Annotated in this window: 9 protein-coding genes and 1 pseudogene; all 10 read left to right on the top strand. The window is 64.4% G+C overall.

What is annotated here, in order from left to right; genetic code table 11:
* The first annotated feature begins 12 nt into the window (after window positions 1–12).
* The 10 genes and pseudogenes from JM946_RS09320 to JM946_RS09280 all read left to right on the top strand — a co-directional run bounded on the left by JM946_RS09320 (window position 13) and on the right by JM946_RS09280 (window position 19,425).
* The gene (locus JM946_RS09320) at window positions 13–720 is read left to right on the top strand and encodes an ABC transporter ATP-binding protein (protein ID WP_203167019.1); all 708 of its coding nucleotides are present in this window, start codon (window positions 13–15) and stop codon (window positions 718–720) included.
* Complete coding sequence (locus tag JM946_RS09315) at window positions 717–2,114, top strand: DUF3526 domain-containing protein (protein ID WP_203167018.1); 1,398 nt, start codon at window positions 717–719, stop codon at window positions 2,112–2,114. Before JM946_RS09320 ends, JM946_RS09315 begins: the two co-directional genes overlap by 4 nt.
* On the top strand, window positions 2,111–3,604 hold the full coding sequence (locus JM946_RS09310; RefSeq protein WP_203167017.1) for a DUF3526 domain-containing protein: 1,494 nt from the start codon (window positions 2,111–2,113) through the stop codon (window positions 3,602–3,604). The genes JM946_RS09315 and JM946_RS09310 overlap by 4 nt, the downstream gene beginning before the upstream one ends.
* Window positions 3,605–3,686: 82 nt before the next feature.
* Window positions 3,687–4,226 (top strand): ZrgA family zinc uptake protein, encoded by a 540-nt coding sequence (locus JM946_RS09305; RefSeq protein WP_203167016.1) that lies wholly within the window; start codon window positions 3,687–3,689, stop codon window positions 4,224–4,226.
* Window positions 4,223–4,924 (top strand): ABC transporter ATP-binding protein, encoded by a 702-nt coding sequence (locus JM946_RS09300; protein ID WP_203167015.1) that lies wholly within the window; start codon window positions 4,223–4,225, stop codon window positions 4,922–4,924. Before JM946_RS09305 ends, JM946_RS09300 begins: the two co-directional genes overlap by 4 nt.
* On the top strand, window positions 4,921–6,183 hold the full coding sequence (locus JM946_RS09295; RefSeq protein ID WP_203167014.1) for an ABC transporter permease: 1,263 nt from the start codon (window positions 4,921–4,923) through the stop codon (window positions 6,181–6,183). Before JM946_RS09300 ends, JM946_RS09295 begins: the two co-directional genes overlap by 4 nt.
* Before the next feature lie 9 nt (window positions 6,184–6,192).
* Window positions 6,193–6,750 carry a DUF3299 domain-containing protein gene (locus JM946_RS09290; protein WP_203167013.1) on the top strand — a complete coding sequence of 186 codons (558 nt, stop codon included), beginning with the start codon at window positions 6,193–6,195 and terminating at the stop codon, window positions 6,748–6,750.
* 256 nt (window positions 6,751–7,006) lie between these two features.
* The gene (locus tag JM946_RS09285; protein ID WP_203167012.1) at window positions 7,007–9,217 is read left to right on the top strand and encodes a S8 family serine peptidase; all 2,211 of its coding nucleotides are present in this window, start codon (window positions 7,007–7,009) and stop codon (window positions 9,215–9,217) included.
* Between the two features lie 374 nt (window positions 9,218–9,591).
* A pseudogene (locus JM946_RS31545) lies at window positions 9,592–9,696 on the top strand (ESPR domain-containing protein); the annotation flags it as partial.
* A 57-nt stretch (window positions 9,697–9,753) separates the two neighbouring features.
* Window positions 9,754–19,425, top strand: a complete 9,672-nt coding sequence (locus JM946_RS09280) for an autotransporter outer membrane beta-barrel domain-containing protein (RefSeq protein WP_230979579.1) — start codon at window positions 9,754–9,756, stop codon at window positions 19,423–19,425.
* Window positions 19,426–19,464 lie beyond the last annotated feature (39 nt).

Genomic DNA, 19,464 nt, shown 5'->3' with positions numbered 1-19,464 from the left:
CCTGAGATGAACATGTCCGCACTTCGGCTCGATTCCGTATCCATCTCGTTCGGCCCGCTGCATGCGGTCGAGGATCTGTCCATTCAGCTGCAACCCGGCGAGGTGTATGCGTTACTGGGACCGAACGGCGCCGGCAAGACGACGACGCTGAACATGATTCTGGGCTTCCTGCGGCCGGAGCGCGGATCGATCACAGTCGCGGGGGTGGACGCGTTGACCGATCCACTCGGCGCGCGTGCACGCATCGGATATCTGCCTGAGACCGTGATGCTTCATCCCACGCTCAGTGCGATCGAGAATCTCACTTATTTTGCGCTGCTGGCGGGCCGCAAGATCGATGTGACAACCGCGCGCAAGCTGCTCGGGGAAGCGGGTCTGCAGTCCGACGCACACGAGCGCCATTCCGGCAGCTTCTCCAAAGGCATGCGGCAGAAGGTCGGCGTGGCCATCGCGCTGGCGAAAGAAGCGAACCTGCTGCTGCTCGATGAGCCGACATCCGGGTTGGATGCAAGCGCCGCCAACGATCTCTCGAACGTCATTCGCGCAGCGTCCAGTCGCGGCATCGCGGTACTCATGGCGACGCATGATTTGTTCCGCGTGAAGGATGTGGCGCACCGACTGGGCATTCTGCGCTCGGGAAAGCTGGTCGACGAGCGAGACGCCGCGACGCTCGACCCGGTGGCGCTGGAACAGCTGTATCTGCAGAGGCTGGCATCGTGATCCTGCCGCTGCTTCATCTGGAGATTGCGATGCTCCGGCGGGACCGCCGGGCCTGGTGGTCGTTGCTGGCCCTGGCGATCGTCGTGGTGCTTTCGTGTGTTTCCATCGCGGTCGACAACGTCCGCGTAGATGCCAGCAAGCAGCAAGTGGCGGCGGCCGAGCGTCAGCGCTGGTTGGGCCAAGGCGAAAAGGATCCGCACAGCGCCGCTCACTACAGCATCTTTGCGTTCAAGCGCGCGCCGGCGCTGAGTGCGTTGGATCCTGGTGGCAATCCATTCCTCGGCCAGACCGTCTACCTCGAAGCGCACCATCAAAACGACATGCTCTATCGACCGCAGCAGAACGCCTCGCCGCTGCAGCGGATCGGATTTGCCAGCCCGGCGGCGTTGATCGCCGGCGTGGCGCCGCTCGTCGTGTTTCTGCTCGCGTTCACGCTCGTCGCTCAGGAACGCGAACGGGGTACGACGCGGCTGGCGCTCGGCGCGGCCATTCATCCGAGCATGCTCGTCGTCATCAAGATGCTTGCTGTTTGGGCCAGCACTGCCGGCCTGCTCGTGCTTCCTGTTGCCGTGGTGACTGTCGGCCAGCTCGCGTTTACCGGCCAACTGGATCGGGATGCGCTGCTGCGAGTATTGGCGTGGTCAGCAACGTTTGCGGGCTACCTCGCGGTGCTCGCCGCCATCGGCATCGCAATCTCACTTCGCGCCAGCAACGCAAGATTGGCCATGACGACGCTGTTCGGAGTATGGATCGCGTTCTCACTGGCGCTGCCACGGGCGGCCAGCACTTTCGTGGATACAGCGCAGCCCCTGCCCTCGAGCCAATCGATCCGGCAGCAGATGGCGAGCGAAGCGCCCGCCTTCTGGTCCGATGAGCAAGGGCAGCGAAACAAACAGGAGCTGCTGGCCCGCTATGGCGTGAGCAGCCTGGAAGAGATCCCCAACCCCCGCATGGCCGAGCTCGACTTGATGGAGCGGCACAGCCATGAGGTGTTCGATCGCATCCTCGGTCCCTTCTACGACCAGGTCGAGCGCCAGGATCGCTGGTTCGCCCTGCTCGGCTTTGTCTCGCCCACCATCGCCATACAGGCTGGCTCCGCGGCGCTCGCCGGCACCGACTTCAGCCATCACCGTCATTTCATCGACACGGCCGAGCGCTATCGGCGCGACCTGGTCAATCGCATGAACGCCGATGGCATGGCGCATCGGGCCCACGGCAGCGAGCGGCATACCAACGACGAACGGCTGTGGTCGCAGATTCCAGAGTTCGTCTATGCCGCCCCAAGGTTGGGAACGCCTGCGATGCCCGCATGGCCCGCTTTCGGCGCGCTGCTCGTGTGGCTGGGCATCGCTGCATCCGTGCTCACGATCACCGCTCGGGAGCTGCGCCCATGAGCGCGCCGGCATTTCGCGATCTGTTCGTTTGGGAGTGGCGCCACGTCGGACGTTCGCCGCTGCTGTGGTCCATCGTCGTCATTCTGCTGGCGAGCTTCTGTTGGGGCGCCCTGACCACCGCTTTCAAGCACAACGAGCAGAGCGCCGCCCTGGAGCGCGCACGTGCCGACGATCAAGCTCTCATTGCAAGCACCGCCGAGCGCGCGGTCGCATACCGGGCGAAGATCACCGAGGATGCCGGCCAAGTGGCGTATTGGCAGGATCCGACCAACGTCGCCGGTTACAGCGAATATTTCGTGCGCCGCCATGCGCTCAAACCGCACTTGCCGCTTTCGCCCCTGGCGACTGGAGTGAGCGATCTCGCACCCAGTCGTCTGGAGATCAAGCTGAATACGCCGTTCGGCTTCAACGACACTTACGATTTCGAGAACCCGCGCGGACTCGCGCTCGGACGCTTCGATTTCGCCTTCGCCGTCGTGGTGCTGCTGCCCATCGGATTGCTTCTGCTGTGCGCGTTGCTGATTACCTTCGAACGTGATCGCGGAATGTTGCGATTGGTCGCGGCGCAAGCGGTGGGGCCGCGTCGTTGGATCGGCGCTCGCATGGCGGCCATCCTCGCCTGGTTCGTTCCCGCGGTGCTGCTTGCACAGGTGGTCGCACTAGCGATTGCCGGCGTTCCGTTGGGACAGGTTGCGGCACCGCTGGCGGTCAGCCTGGTACTTACGCTCCTTTATATATTCTTCTGGTCCGGCATTGCGCTGTTCGTGCTGGCGCGCCAACCCTCCGCGGGCGCGGCACTGGGCATGTTCGGCGCGATCTGGGCACTACTCATCATCGGTTTGCCGATGGCGATCTCGGCGCTGGTGGCGACTGTCGATCCACCGCCTTCGGCGGTCGAGTACGTGGATGCTCAACGCAGGGTTCGGGATGAAATCGATGCGGAGCGAGACGCGTTGCTGACGCAGGCCCTCGGCGCTCGCCCCGATCTGGCTGCTCATGTGCACAGAGCGACCAGCCTGGACTACGCCACTCGCCTGAGTTTCCTCGTCCCCGAAATCGAGCGCCGCCTTTCGCCCCAGCGAGTCGCCATGGAGGATCATCGTGTGCGACAGGAGCGTATCGCCTTCGCCACGGGTTTTCTGCTTCCGACCCTCGGCATCGAGTCAGCATTCGCCGCGCTCGCCGGCACCGATCCGGAACGGCAACGCCGATTCGAGCAAGCCGCGCGAGAGTATCAGCAGCAGCTTCGCGCTTGCGTGTATCCGCTGGTGCAGGCGGAGATCACCAAGCCACCGGCGCCGCCGGTGCGCGAGACCCGCGGGCGACTCAATCTTCCGGAGCCGCTCGACTTGCCCGAGTTCTCGATGACGGAAGCATCGAACGCTGAGCGCATTCGCAACGTCCTTCCGTTTGCGTTCTGGCTCGCGCTGCTCGCAACAGTGACATCGATCGCCGGCTGGCGTCGCGCGGATCGATGGCAGGTGACTTGATGGTAGCGGCTGCTCCCGAGATTCCGTCACGCGCAACAGCCGTAACACACGCCTATGTGATACTTCGAGAGGGCCAACGACCATGAGCCGTGGGAAACGGACCTTATTTGTCACATTGTTGTGCGCGACGGCGACCTGCGCCGCCGCCGAAGATGAAATGTTCGAGGATCATCACGCTCATGAGCACGGAGTAGCCACCCTCAACGTGGCAGTCGACGCCTCGCGGCTCGCGTTGCAGTTTCGCTCGCCCGCAATGAACCTGGTCGGTTTCGAGCATCGACCGCGTACGGCACAGGATCAGGCGGCCGTCTCGCAGGCGCTTGAGTGGTTGCGCGATCCGGCTGGGCAGTTTCAGCCATCCGCCGAAGCAAGCTGTCGGGTTGTGAAGTCCGAAGTCACGCCGCCCGATTGGGAGGACCCGAGCGGACATTCCGAGTTCGCCGCCGACTACGAATTCGATTGTCAGAAGCAGGCAGCCCTACAGCATCTGTACGTACGGCTGCTCGAGCATCTCGAGGCGGAAACGAAAATCGAGGCTCAGGTCGCCGCGCCGGACGGACAACACAGCACCGAGCTGACCCGCGCCAACACACGCCTTGTTCTGCGGAAGCCGGTCAGATGATCGAGCTGAACGATGTTCGCTTCAGCTGGTCAGGCGGTGAGCCGCTGCTCGCGATTGCATCGCTGCAGGTAGCGCGTGGCGAGCGGGTCTTCATGCATGGTCCGAGCGGCTCTGGCAAAAGCACTCTGCTCGGCTTGTTGGGCGGCGTCCTGGAGCCACAGCGTGGCAGTGTGCGCATCGATGGCTTCGAGCTCTCCGCCGTGAAGCGGTCACTGCGCGATCGATTTCGCGCAGAGCACATCGGCTTCATCTTTCAAATGTTCAATCTGATTCCCTACCTGAGCGTGCTCGACAACGTTGCGCTTCCGGCACGCTTCTCCGAGCAACGCCGAAAACGCGCGGCTGATATATCGGGCTCGCTCTACGACGAGGCGCGACGCCTGCTCGCGGCGGTGGGCCTGGATCCGACGGTCTATGCCGACCGCCAGGCAACACAGCTCAGCCAGGGCCAGCAACAGAGAGTGGCTGCCGCCCGCGCCCTGTTCGGCCGCCCGCAGCTCATCATCGCGGACGAGCCCACCTCGTCTCTGGATGCCGATACTCGCGAACGTTTTATAACGCTGCTGTCGAGCGAATGCCGCGCGAGCGAGGCGACGCTGATCTTCGTGAGCCACGATGCGAGCCTGCGCTCGCAGTTCGATCGGCAGATCGCGCTCGCGGACATCAACAGCGCGGCACGATTGGAGACCGCGGCATGACTTTGCTGCCGCTCGCCGTACGCAGCCTTTGGAATCGCCGCGCCACTGCCGGGCTGACGATCCTATCGATTGCAATCAGTGTCGCATTGCTGTTGAGCGTGCGCCAATTCAGCGAGCAAGCGCGCAGTGCATTCGCCAGCACCATCTCTGGGACGGACCTGATCGTTGGAGCGCGCAGCGGCGACATCAATCTCCTGCTGTACTCGGTGTTCCATCTTGGCAGCGCGACCAACAATGTTTCCTGGCCGTTCTACGAGCGCCTCGCCAAGCATCGGCAAGTCGCATGGGCCATTCCGCTATCGCTGGGCGACTCGCATCGAGGCTTTCGCGTACTCGGCACCAACGACGACTACTATCGCCACTACCGATTTGGCGACGATCGCAAGATCGAGTTCGCCGCCGGCCGCGCTCCCGCCGATCTGTACGATGCTGTGATCGGCGCGGAGGTCGCGCGGACGCTGGGCTACAAGGCAGGCGAGCAGATCGTGATCGCGCACGGCGCCGGCAGCACCAGCTTCGCCGAGCACGCGGACAAGCCATTCACCGTCGTCGGCGTCATCGCACCTACTGGGACCCCTATCGATCGCACCGTGCATGTGAGTCTCGCGGCGATCCAGGCCATTCATCTGGATTGGCAGTCGGGCATGCCTGCGCCGAAAGGACAGCGTGTCAGCGCGCAAGACGCTCGCCAGCAGGACCTGACTCCGGACTCCGTTACCGCGATTCTGATTGGACTGAAGTCGAAGATCGATACCTTCCAGATCCAGCGCAGCATCAACGAATACCGGGGCGAGCCGCTGCTCGCCATCCTGCCTGGCGTCACGTTGCAAAACCTGTGGAGCATCGTCGGCAATGTCGAAGTGGCGCTGCTGGCCGTCGGCTTGCTGGTCACGGCAGCCGGACTCGTTTGTTTGCTCGTCGCCATCCTCGCGAGCCTCAACGAGCGACGCCGGGAGATGGCCATCCTCCGCTCGGTGGGAGCGAGACCAGCTCACATCTTTGCGCTGCTCGTCAGCGAAGCCGTGGGCGTCGCTGCGCTTGGAATGTTGGTTGGCGTTCTGTGCACGTACCTCGCACTGGCGATTGCACGACCGCTCGTTCAACACACGTATGGGCTGCTGTTGCAGTGGCCGGCCTGGTCGCTCACCGATCTCGCCATTCTGTGCGGCTTCTTGACGGCTGCGACGCTCGCCGGAGCGATTCCGGCCTGGCAAGCCTATCGGCGCTCGCTTGCCGATGGCCTGACCATCAGACTGTAGAGGCAAGACATGAAATGCGCATGGTTGGTCCTGCTGCTCGGCTCACTGCTGCTGCCGTGTGTGTCGCATGCACTCGATCCGCCCAAGCCCGAGTCGAGCGCGAAGAGCGCACCCGGCACGCCTGCAGCGCCACGCGAACTCGGCTGGGAGGATTTGCTTCCGGAGTCCGAGCGCTTCGCGCCACCGCTCAATTCGCAGCGAGTACGACCGCTGTTCGATGACGAATCCGGCCCGGCGGCCGAACAGGAAGGCTCCGCCCAGGTCAACGCCAAGCTCGACGGCCTGACCATCCGCCTGCCGGGTTTCGTCGTGCCGCTCGGCGTCGACAAGGAATATCGGGTCAGCGAGTTTCTGCTGGTGCCGTATTTCGGCGCCTGTCTGCACGTGCCGCCACCGCCTCCCAATCAAATCGTGTACGTGAAGATGGCCCAGCCCATGCGATTGCAGAGCATGTACGAGCCGGTGTGGGTCGTCGGGAAGCTGAGCACCCAGCGGGTGAGCTCGCAGCTGGCGGAAGCGGCTTACTCGATCGCCGGCGTACGCACCGAGAAATACGAGGAGCCCTAGCGAACACAAAACGCTCGCCGCTAACCCCTTCTGATTCGTGAACCGCGTCACGTTTCCGCGATGCTGGCGCGTCGCTTGGGGGATTTGCTGATTGGTAAGCGCAGCCGGAACGCCGATATGTCGGGCCACTTCTACAGTTCAGGCTTCACAGATGCAGATTCACCGCGCCGCGTGGGCGGCGATCATCGGATGCGCAGTTCTAGCGGTGTACCAGGCACCAGCAAGCGCCCAGAATGCTGGCGGACTCCCTACTCGCGTGATCGTCAAGCTGCGGCCCACCACACCACCGGCGGGCGGCTCCGCTCAGCAGGTTCTCGCACAAGAGCGCGCGCGCCCTGCCGACCACGTGCTCGCTTCACTCAACGGGCGAGCAGGTGTTGCACTTTCCTGGGTCCGGTCGCTCGCCGATGGTTCTCACGTGTTCACGCCCGATCAGCTGGCCGGGGATGCCTCGGCTGAAACGATCGCCGCCCGCTTACGTGCCGAGCCGGGAGTCGCGCGGGCGGAAGTCGATGTAACGTTGACCCCGCAAACGACGCCCACTGATCCGTATTGGCCCTCGTTGTGGGCGCTACGGGCGCCGTTGGTCGGCTCCTACGGCGCTGATTTCGAGTCCGCGTGGCAGCTACAGACTGGCGCGAGCAACGTGATTGTCGCTGTCATCGACACGGGTATCCTGCCGCATCCCGATATGGTCGGCGCGCAAGGCACGGGCGCTCTTGCGGATGAGGGCTATGACTTCATCACTGACTGCCGGATCCGCGCGACCTGCCCTGCATCCACTGCCAGTGCGTTGGCGGCCGTCGCGCCGCAGCCGCAAGCGCTCGATCGGGGCGACTGGATATCGGATGCCGACAGGGCCACCGCATTCTTTTCGAACTGCGATCGCGTCTCCAGCAGCTGGCACGGTAGTCACACGAGCGGCACGGTGGCGGCATTGGCGAACACCGAGGGGGTCATAGGAGGCGCGTACGGAGCGAAGATCTTGCCGGTTCGCGTGCTGGGGAAGTGCGGCGGCTACTTGTCCGACGTGACGGAAGCAATCCGATGGGCTGCGGGCGTGCACCCCACGATCACGAACCGGACACCCGCTCGTGTCATCAGTCTGAGCCTCGGCGCGACCGGAGCCTGCGATGCCACCATGCAATCAGCCATCGATGCCGCGACCGCTGCCGGCGCGCTCGTGGTGGTTGCAGCGGGCAACGATGCGGATGACGCAGCCAACTCGATGCTGCCCAGTTGCTCGAACGTCGTTGCAGTCGCGGCGAGCACGATGGGCGGCGACCTGGCCTACTACAGCAATTACAGCAGCAGCCGCATCACCCTCGCCGCGCCGGGTGGAGACATGCGGATCACGCCCACCGCAGGCATTCTTTCTATCTCCAATACTGGCGCGACCACTCACGATGCGAGTGGCTGGTCGTACAAGTTCTCACAAGGCACCAGCATGGCCGCCCCGCATGTCGCGGCCGCTGCGGCGCTGATGGTGAGCAGAAACAGCACCCTTTCCCCTGCCCGCCTGAAAACTCTATTGGCCGCGCCGAGCTCCGTGACCCCGTTTCCGTCCGGCAGCCGTTGCGCCACTGATGCCGTGTGTGGCGCTGGTCTCTTGAACGCACAGCGCGCAGTCAGCAATTCGTTGTCGCCGCTGCATCCGTCGACGGATGAACTTGACTTCGGCTCCATCGCGCTTGGCAGCGTCGCCACTCGGGACTTGCGCATCACGAACGAGTCCACCGCAGCAACTGCAGTTGGATCATCGCGTCTGAGCGGCGCCGCGGGATTTTCGATCACCAGCGATGAGTGCTCCGGCACAACGCTCGCCCCTTCGGGATCCTGCGACATGCAGGTGACTTTCAGCGCCGCGAGCGAAGGTATCGCCGATGGACTGATTGAAGTGCCCACGAGCGCCGGCGCGGAGGCCGCGGTCACAACCGTGCAGCTGACGGCGTTTGCGGGCTCTCGCCTGACTTCCGCTACGCCCACTATCACGTTGAGCAACTGGGAAGTCGGGGAGACGCGCAAAGTCACCGTGACGTTCCAGAGCCGATACGGAGTCAACGAGCAGCTGGGCTCCGTCTATGTATCGGACACCGAGCAGGCGGCCCTCTCTGCGGACAACTGCAGCAACATCGAGCTGCCAGCGGGCGCCACCTGTGCGGTGGAGCTCACTATCACTCCGCTGCGAACTGGAGCCTTCGCGACACAGGTGGTGGCCAACACCGCAGGAGCCAACGATGTTCCCTTTGCTGTCGTGATCGATGGTGAAGTGAACGCAGCTGCGCCTCCGACCCCTGTCGATACGGGCTCTGGCGGAAGTAGTTCCAGAGACACCACGTCGAGCTTGAACAGTTCCGGTGGTGGTGGGGGCGGCGGCGGACTAGCTCCCATGTTTCTATTGCTGCTTGCGAGTATCGCTCTGCTTCCACGGCCTGCCGGCAGACGCCGCTCACGCGGGGCGCGCTGACTCAAGCGCGCCGGCGTGCGCCGGTTGGAGATTTGTCAACGCCCTTTCCGTACCTCGTGGAGCGCCGCGCAGCCAAAAAGCCGCCAAAAAAGGCGTCAAATTGGCGCTAATTGCCGGAGCGAGTGTGACAGAAGGCTCAGAAGCCGCGTCTTCCACCCTCCTACACTGCCCCGTGGTCGTCTAACCAAGGAGCAACTCAGGCGCAACAAGAAGACGACGGCTCATTCGTCACGCGTCTGTAGAGAATCAGGACGCACGGCCGCGGCAGCTCAACGCAATGTCACCGGGTCGTGTGGGGTGCCTCGCCGAGTAACTTGATTGTCGGCGCGCCCGCGTTCGCGAAATCGATTCGTCGCGCGCCCGGGCAGTCGCACATGAATTGTATATTTCGAGTCGTCTGGTCTGAGGCGCAGCGCGCTTGGATTGTTGCTTCCGAGCTTGCTACGCGTCGCAAGGGCCGCTGCACAGAAAAGCGGTCCGCGGGATCCGTAGCGATATTCGACCGCAACGCCGTCGAGCGCCCCACGCCGGCGTTGATGCGGCCACTACGACTGGGTGTTCTCATCGCGCTCGGAACGTTCAACGCTCCGGCACGCGCAGCCGATCTTTATTGGGATGTCAACGGCAGCACGGTCGGGCTCGGCGGCACCGGCGTCTGGGATCTTTCGAGTCTGTTCTGGGGCACGAACAGCGACGGCACCACCCTGCCGTATAGCGCCTGGAACAATCCCGCGCTGGACAATGCCTTCTTCAGCGGCACGGCCGGCACGGTCACCCTGGGTGTGCCGATCACCGCGCACAACCTGCGCTTCCAGGTGAGCAGCTACAGCGTGACCGGCGGCACGCTGACGCTCGCCGGAGCGGCGCCGACCATCTACATGGCCCACAACACGACGCTCAGTTCGACGCTCGCCGGCACCAGCGGCGTGACATTCAATGGGCAAGGCTCGACCAGCAACTACCTGTGGCTGGCCGGCACCAACACGATCACCGGCGGTATCACGCTCACCAACGGCGCCTATCTGGTGGTGACGGGCAGCAACGCCCTCAACGGCGCCAACAACATCGTTACGGTCAACCCCGGCACCATCCTGCGCATCGACCACAACAACGCCTTCGGCGGCGATACGGCGGCGTCGCGTCTCCTGCTCAGCGGCGGTCAGCTCCGGCTCCTGGCCGGTCGCACGCTTGCGCACGACCTGACCCTGACTGGCGGAACCTCGACCATCTACGAGGAAGGCTCCGGGATCGGCACCTGGAACGGCACTGCCGTGCTGACGGCCAGCAGCACATTGAATCTCGGCGCGGAAAGCACGCTGCGGGTCACGGGCAATCTGTCCGACACGGGCGCGAACGTGCTCTCTCTGAACGGCTTCGGCGGCGCGCGCTTGTCGGGCGATCTGAGCTTCTCCGGCAATTTCACCTTATCGGGCGGGGCTACCTGGTTCGATGGCGGCACGCACACCTATACAGGCGAAACCATCCTCACGGGTGGTCAGCTGGTGCTGAACTCCGCGACCACGCGATCACAGTTCACCAACTTCCGCTTCGACGGCACGACCGCCAATCTCCCTCTCATCTATGGCACCGCGGCGGTGCCCAACATCACGTTGCCGCTCGGCAGCGCCGACGGTCAGATCAGCTGGAGCGGCACGGGCGGCTTCTGGGCGCTCGGCGCCGGCCAGGCCGGTGGCGGTTCGGATGTGACGGTCAACCTGGGCGGAGCTTCGGCGCCGCTGACCTGGGGTGTCGGCGGGTTCGTGCCCGATGGGCAGTGGTTGATTCTCGGCACCAACGAAGCTAGCAGCAATGCGCGCCAGATCGATTTCCAGAACCCGATCGATTTGAACGGTGCGGTTCGCACCGTGCGCGTGGACAACGGCAACATCACCGACCACGCCTTGCTCAGCGGGCAGCTGACAGGGACCGGCGGCTTGTTGATCACCAGCGACGGCGCGCTGGAGATGACCCACACCGGCAACAACTACAGCGGCGCCACGATCGTCGGCAATGGGGTGAGCGGCAGCTTCGGCAACCTGATCCTCAGCGCGCCGGGGTCGCTGTCGCCCAACTCCAACCTGCAGATCAACGGCGCAGGCTCCGGCAATCTGGTCCAGCACGGCGGTTACGTGCTGCTGAACGACACCAGTGGCTCATTCACCAGAGCGGTCGGCACCGGAGCAGGTCAAGTGCAGTGGACCGCCTCCGGAGGCTTCGGCGCCATCGGTGCGCCGCAGACCGTCGACCTTGGCGGCGCGGGGGCGACGCTCACCTGGGGCAGCGGCGGCTTCGTGCCGACCGGGCACGCGCTGCGCTTCGGCGGCAACTGGGCGAACTCCACGATCAACTGGCAGAACGGCATCGACCTGGGCGCGGCCGACCGGGTGATCAACGCCAACGAGGGACAGGGCGCCGGGCACGTCAGCACGAGTGACCTGGAAGTGAACCTCAACGGTGTGATCCAGGGGACCGGGGGGCTGATCCTCAATGGCGCCGGCGACGTGGCCCTGAATGCACTCAATACCTACGAGGGCACCACCTGGATCGGCGGCACGAGCGTCAGCGGCGACGGTGACACAAAGTGGGTGTGGGCGAACACGTTGGCCAATACCGGCACGGCCAGTTCGCTCGGTGCGGGCTCGACCGTGGTCTTCGGCTCTCATGCGGGCGGCCTGATCTACACGGGCGGAACCACCAGCACCAACCGCACGCTGGCGCTGCACAGAACGAACAGTGCTCTCCACTATCTGTTCAATCGCGGCAGCGGCGCGCTCACCTGGAGCGGCAACATCACCACCACTGGCTCGGGACTGAACACCCTGAGACTGGGCGGCACGTACACCACCAGCGACGCCGACGGCGATGGCATTGCCGATGCGCCAAACGTCATTTCTGGAATCATTTCGAACGGGACCGGAGTCACGGAGATTCAGGGTTCGACGGGCGGCAACTGCTCTGCCGGCGGCAGCGTCTGGCGTCTGACTGGCGCCAATACCTTCACCGGCAACGTGAATCCCCTGGGTTGCGTCATCGAGGTCACGACCATCGGCAATGCCGGCGCGGCCTCGGCTGTAGGCGCCGGCACTCTGATTGCGGATTTCGTCGGCGGGAACGGCACGCTGCGCTATATCGGCGCAGGCGATACGTCCGACCGCTCGTTCTGGGCTTGGGGCGATTCCCGTCTGGAATCTTCCGGCGCCGGGGCGCTCAACCTCACCAATACCGCGATTGTGGTTTCCCAGAACGCCGGCTTCACCTTCACCCTGGGCGGTACCAACACGGGCGACAACCGTCTGGCAGCGACGCTCGTCGATGGGCCGACACCGGCGGAATTCGCCTCGAGCTGGTTCCGCCTGGTCAAGCAAGGCCCCGGCCTGTGGGCGCTCGTCACTGACAACAACGCACGCGCGAACGCCTATTCCGGCATGACGCGCATCTTCGGCGGCGCGCTGCGGTTAGACAATGCCGGCGCGATCACGGGTGGACTGGGAGTTACGTCCTCGCATGGCGCGACCGGCTCTTCCCAGCGCAGCAGCGTAATCCGCTTCGAAGGCGCCGCGGACGGTAGCGGTGGCGTGCTCGGCCTCACGGCTGCGAGCGGCGGTTTCTTCCGTGGCCTGACGACCATTGGAGGCGAGGCTCTTCAGAGCAACAACGGCACGACGGTCGGCGCCGATCCGGACGGCGCCGGACCGTTGCCTGCGTACGGCATCGAGGCGCTCGACGACGACATCTATGTGCACGGCGTGCGCTGGGTCGGTTCGGGCGGCTTCGCTGCCTGGGATGGCACGCAGACCGTCGATCTGTTCGGCGATGCCCGCGAAGTGACCTGGGGCACTGGCGGCTTCGTGCCAGCGGGCCACCACCTCATGTTCGGCTATGTGACCGCCGACGGCACCGTCGATTTTCGCAATGGCATCAACCTCGGCGCGGCAGTTCGCAACGTCCTCGTGAATGACGGCCTCGCCGAGCGCGATGCCATCATGAGCGGGGTGTTACGCAGCACGTCGGCAGCGGGCGGCTTGACCAAGCTCGGCGCGGGCACGCTCACGCTGACCGCAAACAACACGTATACCGGCTCCACTACGATCAGCGCGGGCACATTGGAGGTCGGCAACGGCGGCACCACCGGCACGCTGGGAAACGGTGCGCAGGCAGACGTCGCCGGCGGCGCGACGCTGGTGGCGAACCGTTCCAACGCCTACACGCTGACCCAGAACGTCAACGGCGACGGCACGCTCGTTCAGCGCGGCTCCGGCACGACGACCATGACGGGGAACAGCAACATCGATCACGTCGTGATCGAGCACGGTCGGCTCGTCACGCCGGGCTCGCTGTCGGTTGACGACATCACGTTCAGCAATGACGGCGGCGCGGCGCTGCAGGTAAGCGGGACGCTGCAGACCGCGGCTGCCGGCGCCACGCTGCTTACCGGCGGTACCGGCGCCGACACGGTGCAGATCAACACGGGCGCAAGTCTGCGGGCGAACGGCAGTCTCGGCGACGGCAACGACACGCTGGATGTCGCCGGAACGTTAGACACCGGCGCAGGCACGCTCGATCTCGGCATCGGCAACGACACGTTCGTCGTCCACGACAGCACAAATGTGATCGGCACCGTGATCGGCGGCGCAGGAGTGGACACACTCAACACCGACATTGCGACCACCGCCAACCTTCAGGTCGTGCAAACGTTCGAAACGCTGACCAAGACCGGCATCGGCACGCTTAACGTCAACGGTCCAGGCACTTCCGATTTCAGCACCATCAACGTCAACGCCGGTACGCTCAACGTTGCCGTAGGCGCCGATATCTCGGCGGCCCCCGCCGGCACGCTCGCCGCCACGGTTGCAACCGGCGCTACGCTCAACGTCAATGGCGCATTCGGCTGCGGCACGGGCAGCGACAGTCTCACCATTGCTGGCAACGTCACCGGCAACGGCACGATCGACCAGTGCGGCGGCGACGATCTGCTGAGGCTGCGCGACGGCGCCAACCTCAGCGGCTACGCGGGTGTGCTCGATGGTGGCGCGCATACGGTCGGTGTCGGAGATACCGTGGAGCTCGACATCACGACGAGCCTCGACTTCGCGCAAGGCACGGTCAGCAACTATGAGAATCTGCTCAAGAGCAACGTCGGCATTGCCACGCTGAGCGGTGCACACGGCTACGACAGCACGACCATCAGCGGCGGCACGCTGAATGTGAACGGCAGCCTCACCACACCAACGATCGCGTTTACCAATGTCACGGGCACGACTGCGCTCACCATCGAGGGCACGGTTCAGGCAAGCGGTCCCACCCAGACCCTGATCAGCGGCAGCACGGGTAACAACTCAGTGACCGTTGCCGCAGGCGGTACGCTGCTCGCAACAGGTGATCTTGGCGCCGGCGACGACACGCTCGATTTGGCCGGCACCCTGAACACGGGCGGCGGTGTCTTCATGCTGGCGGATGGCGACGACCAGTTCGTCATCCATGACGGCACCAATCTCATCGGCACCGTCGATGGCGGCACGGGCTTCGACAGCCTGAACGCGAACATCGCTGGCGTTGCCGAGTTCGGCGCGGTGAGCACCTTCGAGCAGCTGATCAAGAGCGGTGTCGGCACGCTGAACATCAATGGCCCGGCACCCTCGGACTTCGTGTCGGTGGACGTGCAGGCTGGAACACTCAACATCGCACCGGCCGGCTCGTTGAACGGCATGCAAAGCGCCGCCGTCGCGAGCGGTGCGACACTGGTCGTCGACGGCTCGCTCACGTTCACGTCCGGTGCAGATCTTTTCACCGTGGCGGGCGAAGTCAGCGGCCTGAGCACGATCGACATGCTCGACGGCGCGGACACGCTGACGATTCGGGATGGCGCCGACCTGAGTGGCCTCGCCACTTCGATCAGCGGCGGCACTGGAACGGACACGCTGACCGCGGACATCGCCGGCAGCGCCAACCTTGGCGGCGCGATCGACTTCGAGACGCTCATCAAGACCAACGTCGGCACGTTCAACATTCTCGGTCCAGCGGCGTCGCAGTTCGACACTGTGCTCGTGCAGGGAGGCACGTTGCATGTCGGCGCCGGCGCAGTGGTCGATCCGCAGACGACGGTCGTCGATGCCGGCGCAACGATGACGGTCGACGGCACCTACACCGGCACGATCGACGATGACACCTTCACCGTGTCCGGCACGGTCAACGGCATCGGCACGATCGACCTGCTCGCAGGCGACGATGTGCTCACGATCAACGACGGCGGCGACATCAGCGGCTTGACCCATCCGATCGACGGCGGCGCCCACACACCCGCCGGCGATTCAGTCGTGCTCAACTTCACGAGCGGCGGCACGTTGGCCGGCGGCGACGTCATCAACTTCGAAAATCTCGTGAAACAGGGCGCCGGTACCGCGACCCTGACAGCCGCTCACGCGTACAGCGGCGGTAGCGCGGTTCAAGGCGGTGCGCTGACAGTGTCGGGAGTCCTCCAGACGCCAACCGTGTCCCTCGCCGATAACACGGCTCTGAATGTAAATGGCAGCGTGGAAGCGAGCGGCGGATCGATGACCACGATCAACGGTAGCGCCGGCGCCAACGCAATAGCGGTAGGCGTTGACGGAACCCTGCTTGCCACGGGCGATCTCGGTGACGGCGTGGATACGCTCGATGTGTTCGGCACGCTCGACGCGGGGGCCGGCACGTTCCTGCTCGGCGACGGAAACGACAACTTCATCGTCCACGACGCTACGGTGGTCATTGGTACTGTCGATGGTGGCGCGGGCTTCGATACCCGCACTTACGATATCGACACCACTGCGAATGTAGGCGCCCTGGTCAATTTCGAAGGAGTGACCAAGGCCGGTACCGGCGTGCTGAACATCATGGGGCCGGCCGCGACGTCGCTTGGAGCTGTCGACGTGCTCGGCGGCACTTTGAACATTGCTGCAGCGGGCAGCGTGGTCGCGCTCCTCGGCGGCACTCTCGATACCCTGGTCGGTGCCGGCGCCACGCTCCACGTGGACGGCAGCTATGGCTGTGGCAACGGCAACGACACGATGCGCGTGTCCGGGACTGTGTCCGGTAGTGGCGTCGTCGACCTGTGCGGCGGCGAGGACACGTTGACCTTGAGTGACGGCGCCGTGCTGGCGACCACCATCAGCGGCGGCGCGCACGGCAGCGGCGATACGGTGGCGCTCGACATCAGCAGCACCTACAACTTCGACGACAGCGCGACGATCGATTTCGAGAACCTGGTCAAGCAGAACATTGGCAACGCAACTCTGATCGGGACGCAGAACTGGAGCCAGGTCGATATCGCCGGCGGCACTTTGACAGTGAGCGACGTGCTGGAAACTCCGGTCGTGACGCTGGCGGATGACACCACGCTCACTGTGAGCGGCACGCTGCACGCAAGTGGTGCGGGATACGCCATCATCTCTGGCAGCGCAGGCGTGAACACGGTGACTGTGTCCGCTGGAGCGACATTGCGCGCCAGCGGCGACCTGGGCGACGGCGCGGACATGCTCGACGTTGCAGGTTCGCTCGACACCAATGGCGGCGTGTTTTCGCTGGGCGCAGGTGACGATACATTCATGGTTCACGACGGCACGGCAGTGCTTGGCACAGTCGATGGCGGCCTGGGCAACGACCTGCTCAACGTCGAAGTCGGCGCCGGCAATACCGTGCCGCTCGCAAGCATGCTGGGCTTCGAGTCCCTGGGTAAATCGGGGCTTGGAACGCTGCAGATCACTGGTCCGTCCACGTTCATCGACGTCGATGTGACCGCGGGGTTGCTGCAAGTGAGCGCTGGCGGAAGCGTCGCGGCGCAGAACACCACTGTGGCCGCCGGCTCGATTCTGCAGGTGACAGGCAGCTACACAGGCACGGCCGGTAACGACACGATGGTGGTGGCTGGGACGGTGACCGGCGGCGGCACAATCGATCTCGCCGACGGCAGCGACACTTTCACGATCCAGCAAGGTGCCGACTTGTCCGGGCTGAGCGCACCGGTGAACGGTGGCGCAGGCATCGATGCGTTCATTGCAGACATTGCCGGCGACGCTACGTTGGGCGGTGCGATCAACTTCGAGACACTCACCAAGACCAACAGCGGCACCTTGCATGTCGACGGGCCGGCGAGCTCGGCATTCAGTATCGTCAACGTGAACGGCGGCACGCTGGACATCGGCTTGGCCGGCAGCATGAGCGGCGTCGCCACGACCACGATCGACAGTGGCGCCACGCTGCACGTCGACGGGAGCTATGGCGGCAGTTCGGGCAACGACACGTTCGTGCTTTCCGGAACGCTCGCAGGCGCGGGCCCGATCGACCTGGGTGATGGCGACGACGTCTTGACGATCAACACGGGCGCGACGATCGGCTTCACGGGTGTCTTCGATGCAGGAGCCGCGACCGCCGATCGCTTCGTGCTCTCGGGCACGGGCAGCGATGACTTGGACGCGAGCCTGCTCGGCACGGCGTTCCAGAACTTCGACGGGTTCCACAAGGAAGGCGTGGGCACCTGGCGACTGACGGGCACCAGCGATCGTGACTGGACAGTCTCCGAAGGCACATTGATCGGCGACAGCGCGAGCTTCGGCGGCGATATCGCCAACGCGGCAACCGTGATCTTCGATCAGACGGTCGATGGGACGTACGGCGGCGTAGTCTCCGGCAGCGGCACGCTGATCAAGCAGAGTGCTGGCACATTGATCGTGTCGGGCATCCACACATTTACCGGCAGCACGCAGGTCGCCGCCGGGACTCTCCAGGTAGACGGCACGTTGCCGGGCACGACGACAGTCGCGAGCGGCGCGATTCTTTCAGGCATTGGCAGCGTGGCCAATGTCATGACGGTTCCGGGCGGATTCGTGGCACCGGGCAACGCGGCGACGCCGTTCGGAACACTGACGTTGGCGGGCGACTACGCGGGCACCGGCACTATCAGGATCGATACACAACTTGACGATGCAAACTCCGCGACGAGCCGGCTGGTCGTTCGAGGCAGTACGAGTGGCGCCAATTCGACCGTCCTCATCAACCGCATTGGCGGCGACGGCGCGCAGACGGCCGGCGACGGCATCGCGATCATTGAAGTCGGTGGCGCAAGTCCCGCGGACAGCTTCCGTCTCGCGCGACCCGTGCAAGCGGGCGCATACGAGTATCTGCTCTATCAGGGTGGTGTCTCGGATGCGAACGATTGGTTCCTGCGCTCTCAACTCACCGATCCGCAGCTTCCCGATGAAGAACCGTTGCCCGCCTATCGTCCGAGCGTCGCCGGATACGTGCTCGGCCCGCAGGCCAATCTTGAATATGGATTCACTGCGCTCGGCAACTTGCGCGCACGGGTCGGCGACCAGGGGCGCGTGACGGAAGCGAAGCGTGAACGAGCGACGGACGATGTTTGGATGCGTGTGCACGCGGACGAGATCGACGCAGTCGGCAGCCGCTTCCAGGCACTGGATCTGAGCATCCAGACTTTGCAGTTCGGCACGGACATTTATACATATGAAGTGGGCCAGACCGCCGCGCACGTCGGCGTGATGGCGAGCGTCGGCGAAAGCCGCGCAACGTTCTTCGATGCCGCGCGCTCGATCGCGGGTCTGACAACGCGAGCCGGCATCGTAGAAACAGATGCCCAAGGCGCGGGCGTGTACTGGACCGGCTACGGCAAACGCGGCGGCTATTTCGATGTGGCCATGCAGCTTCTGTACAACCGCAACCGCTATCGTGATGCTTACCTCGGAACGGGCAACCAGAGCGGATGGAGCGGGACCGTCTCTGCAGAGATCGGTGCGCCCTTCCCACTCGGTGCGACGCATTGGCGGATGGAGCCGCAACTGCAGCTCGCTTATCAGCGACTCGAGCTCGATGATTTCAGGGATGAAGTCGCGACCATTTCCGAGGTGAAGGACGATGGCTTGCGTGCACGCGCGGGCGTGCAAGTGTTCCGCGTACCCACGTCCTGGTTTGGCATGAACGAAGCGTCGCCCTACGTGGGGCTCGGCGCGCAGCGAGATTTCGCAGACGCGCCCTCGGCCACGATCGGCAGCACTACGATCCGCGAGGAGCTTCCTGACACGACAGCCGATGTGAGCGTCGGGTTCACGGGCAGCATTCAGCCGGGAGTCGCGCTGCACCTCGACGTGCGTTATCAGCAATCGACCGAAGGAGAGAAGGACGGCGTACGCGCGAACTTTGGATTCCGCATGAGCTTCTGAGCCTGCAGGACATGCCATCGTTCGAGCGTTTCGATCGGG

The organism is Steroidobacter gossypii (genome assembly GCF_016801985.1).
In the GTDB taxonomy this organism is placed as follows: domain Bacteria; phylum Pseudomonadota; class Gammaproteobacteria; order Steroidobacterales; family Steroidobacteraceae; genus Steroidobacter; species Steroidobacter gossypii.
This window is presented reverse-complemented; position numbering and strand designations above follow the sequence as displayed.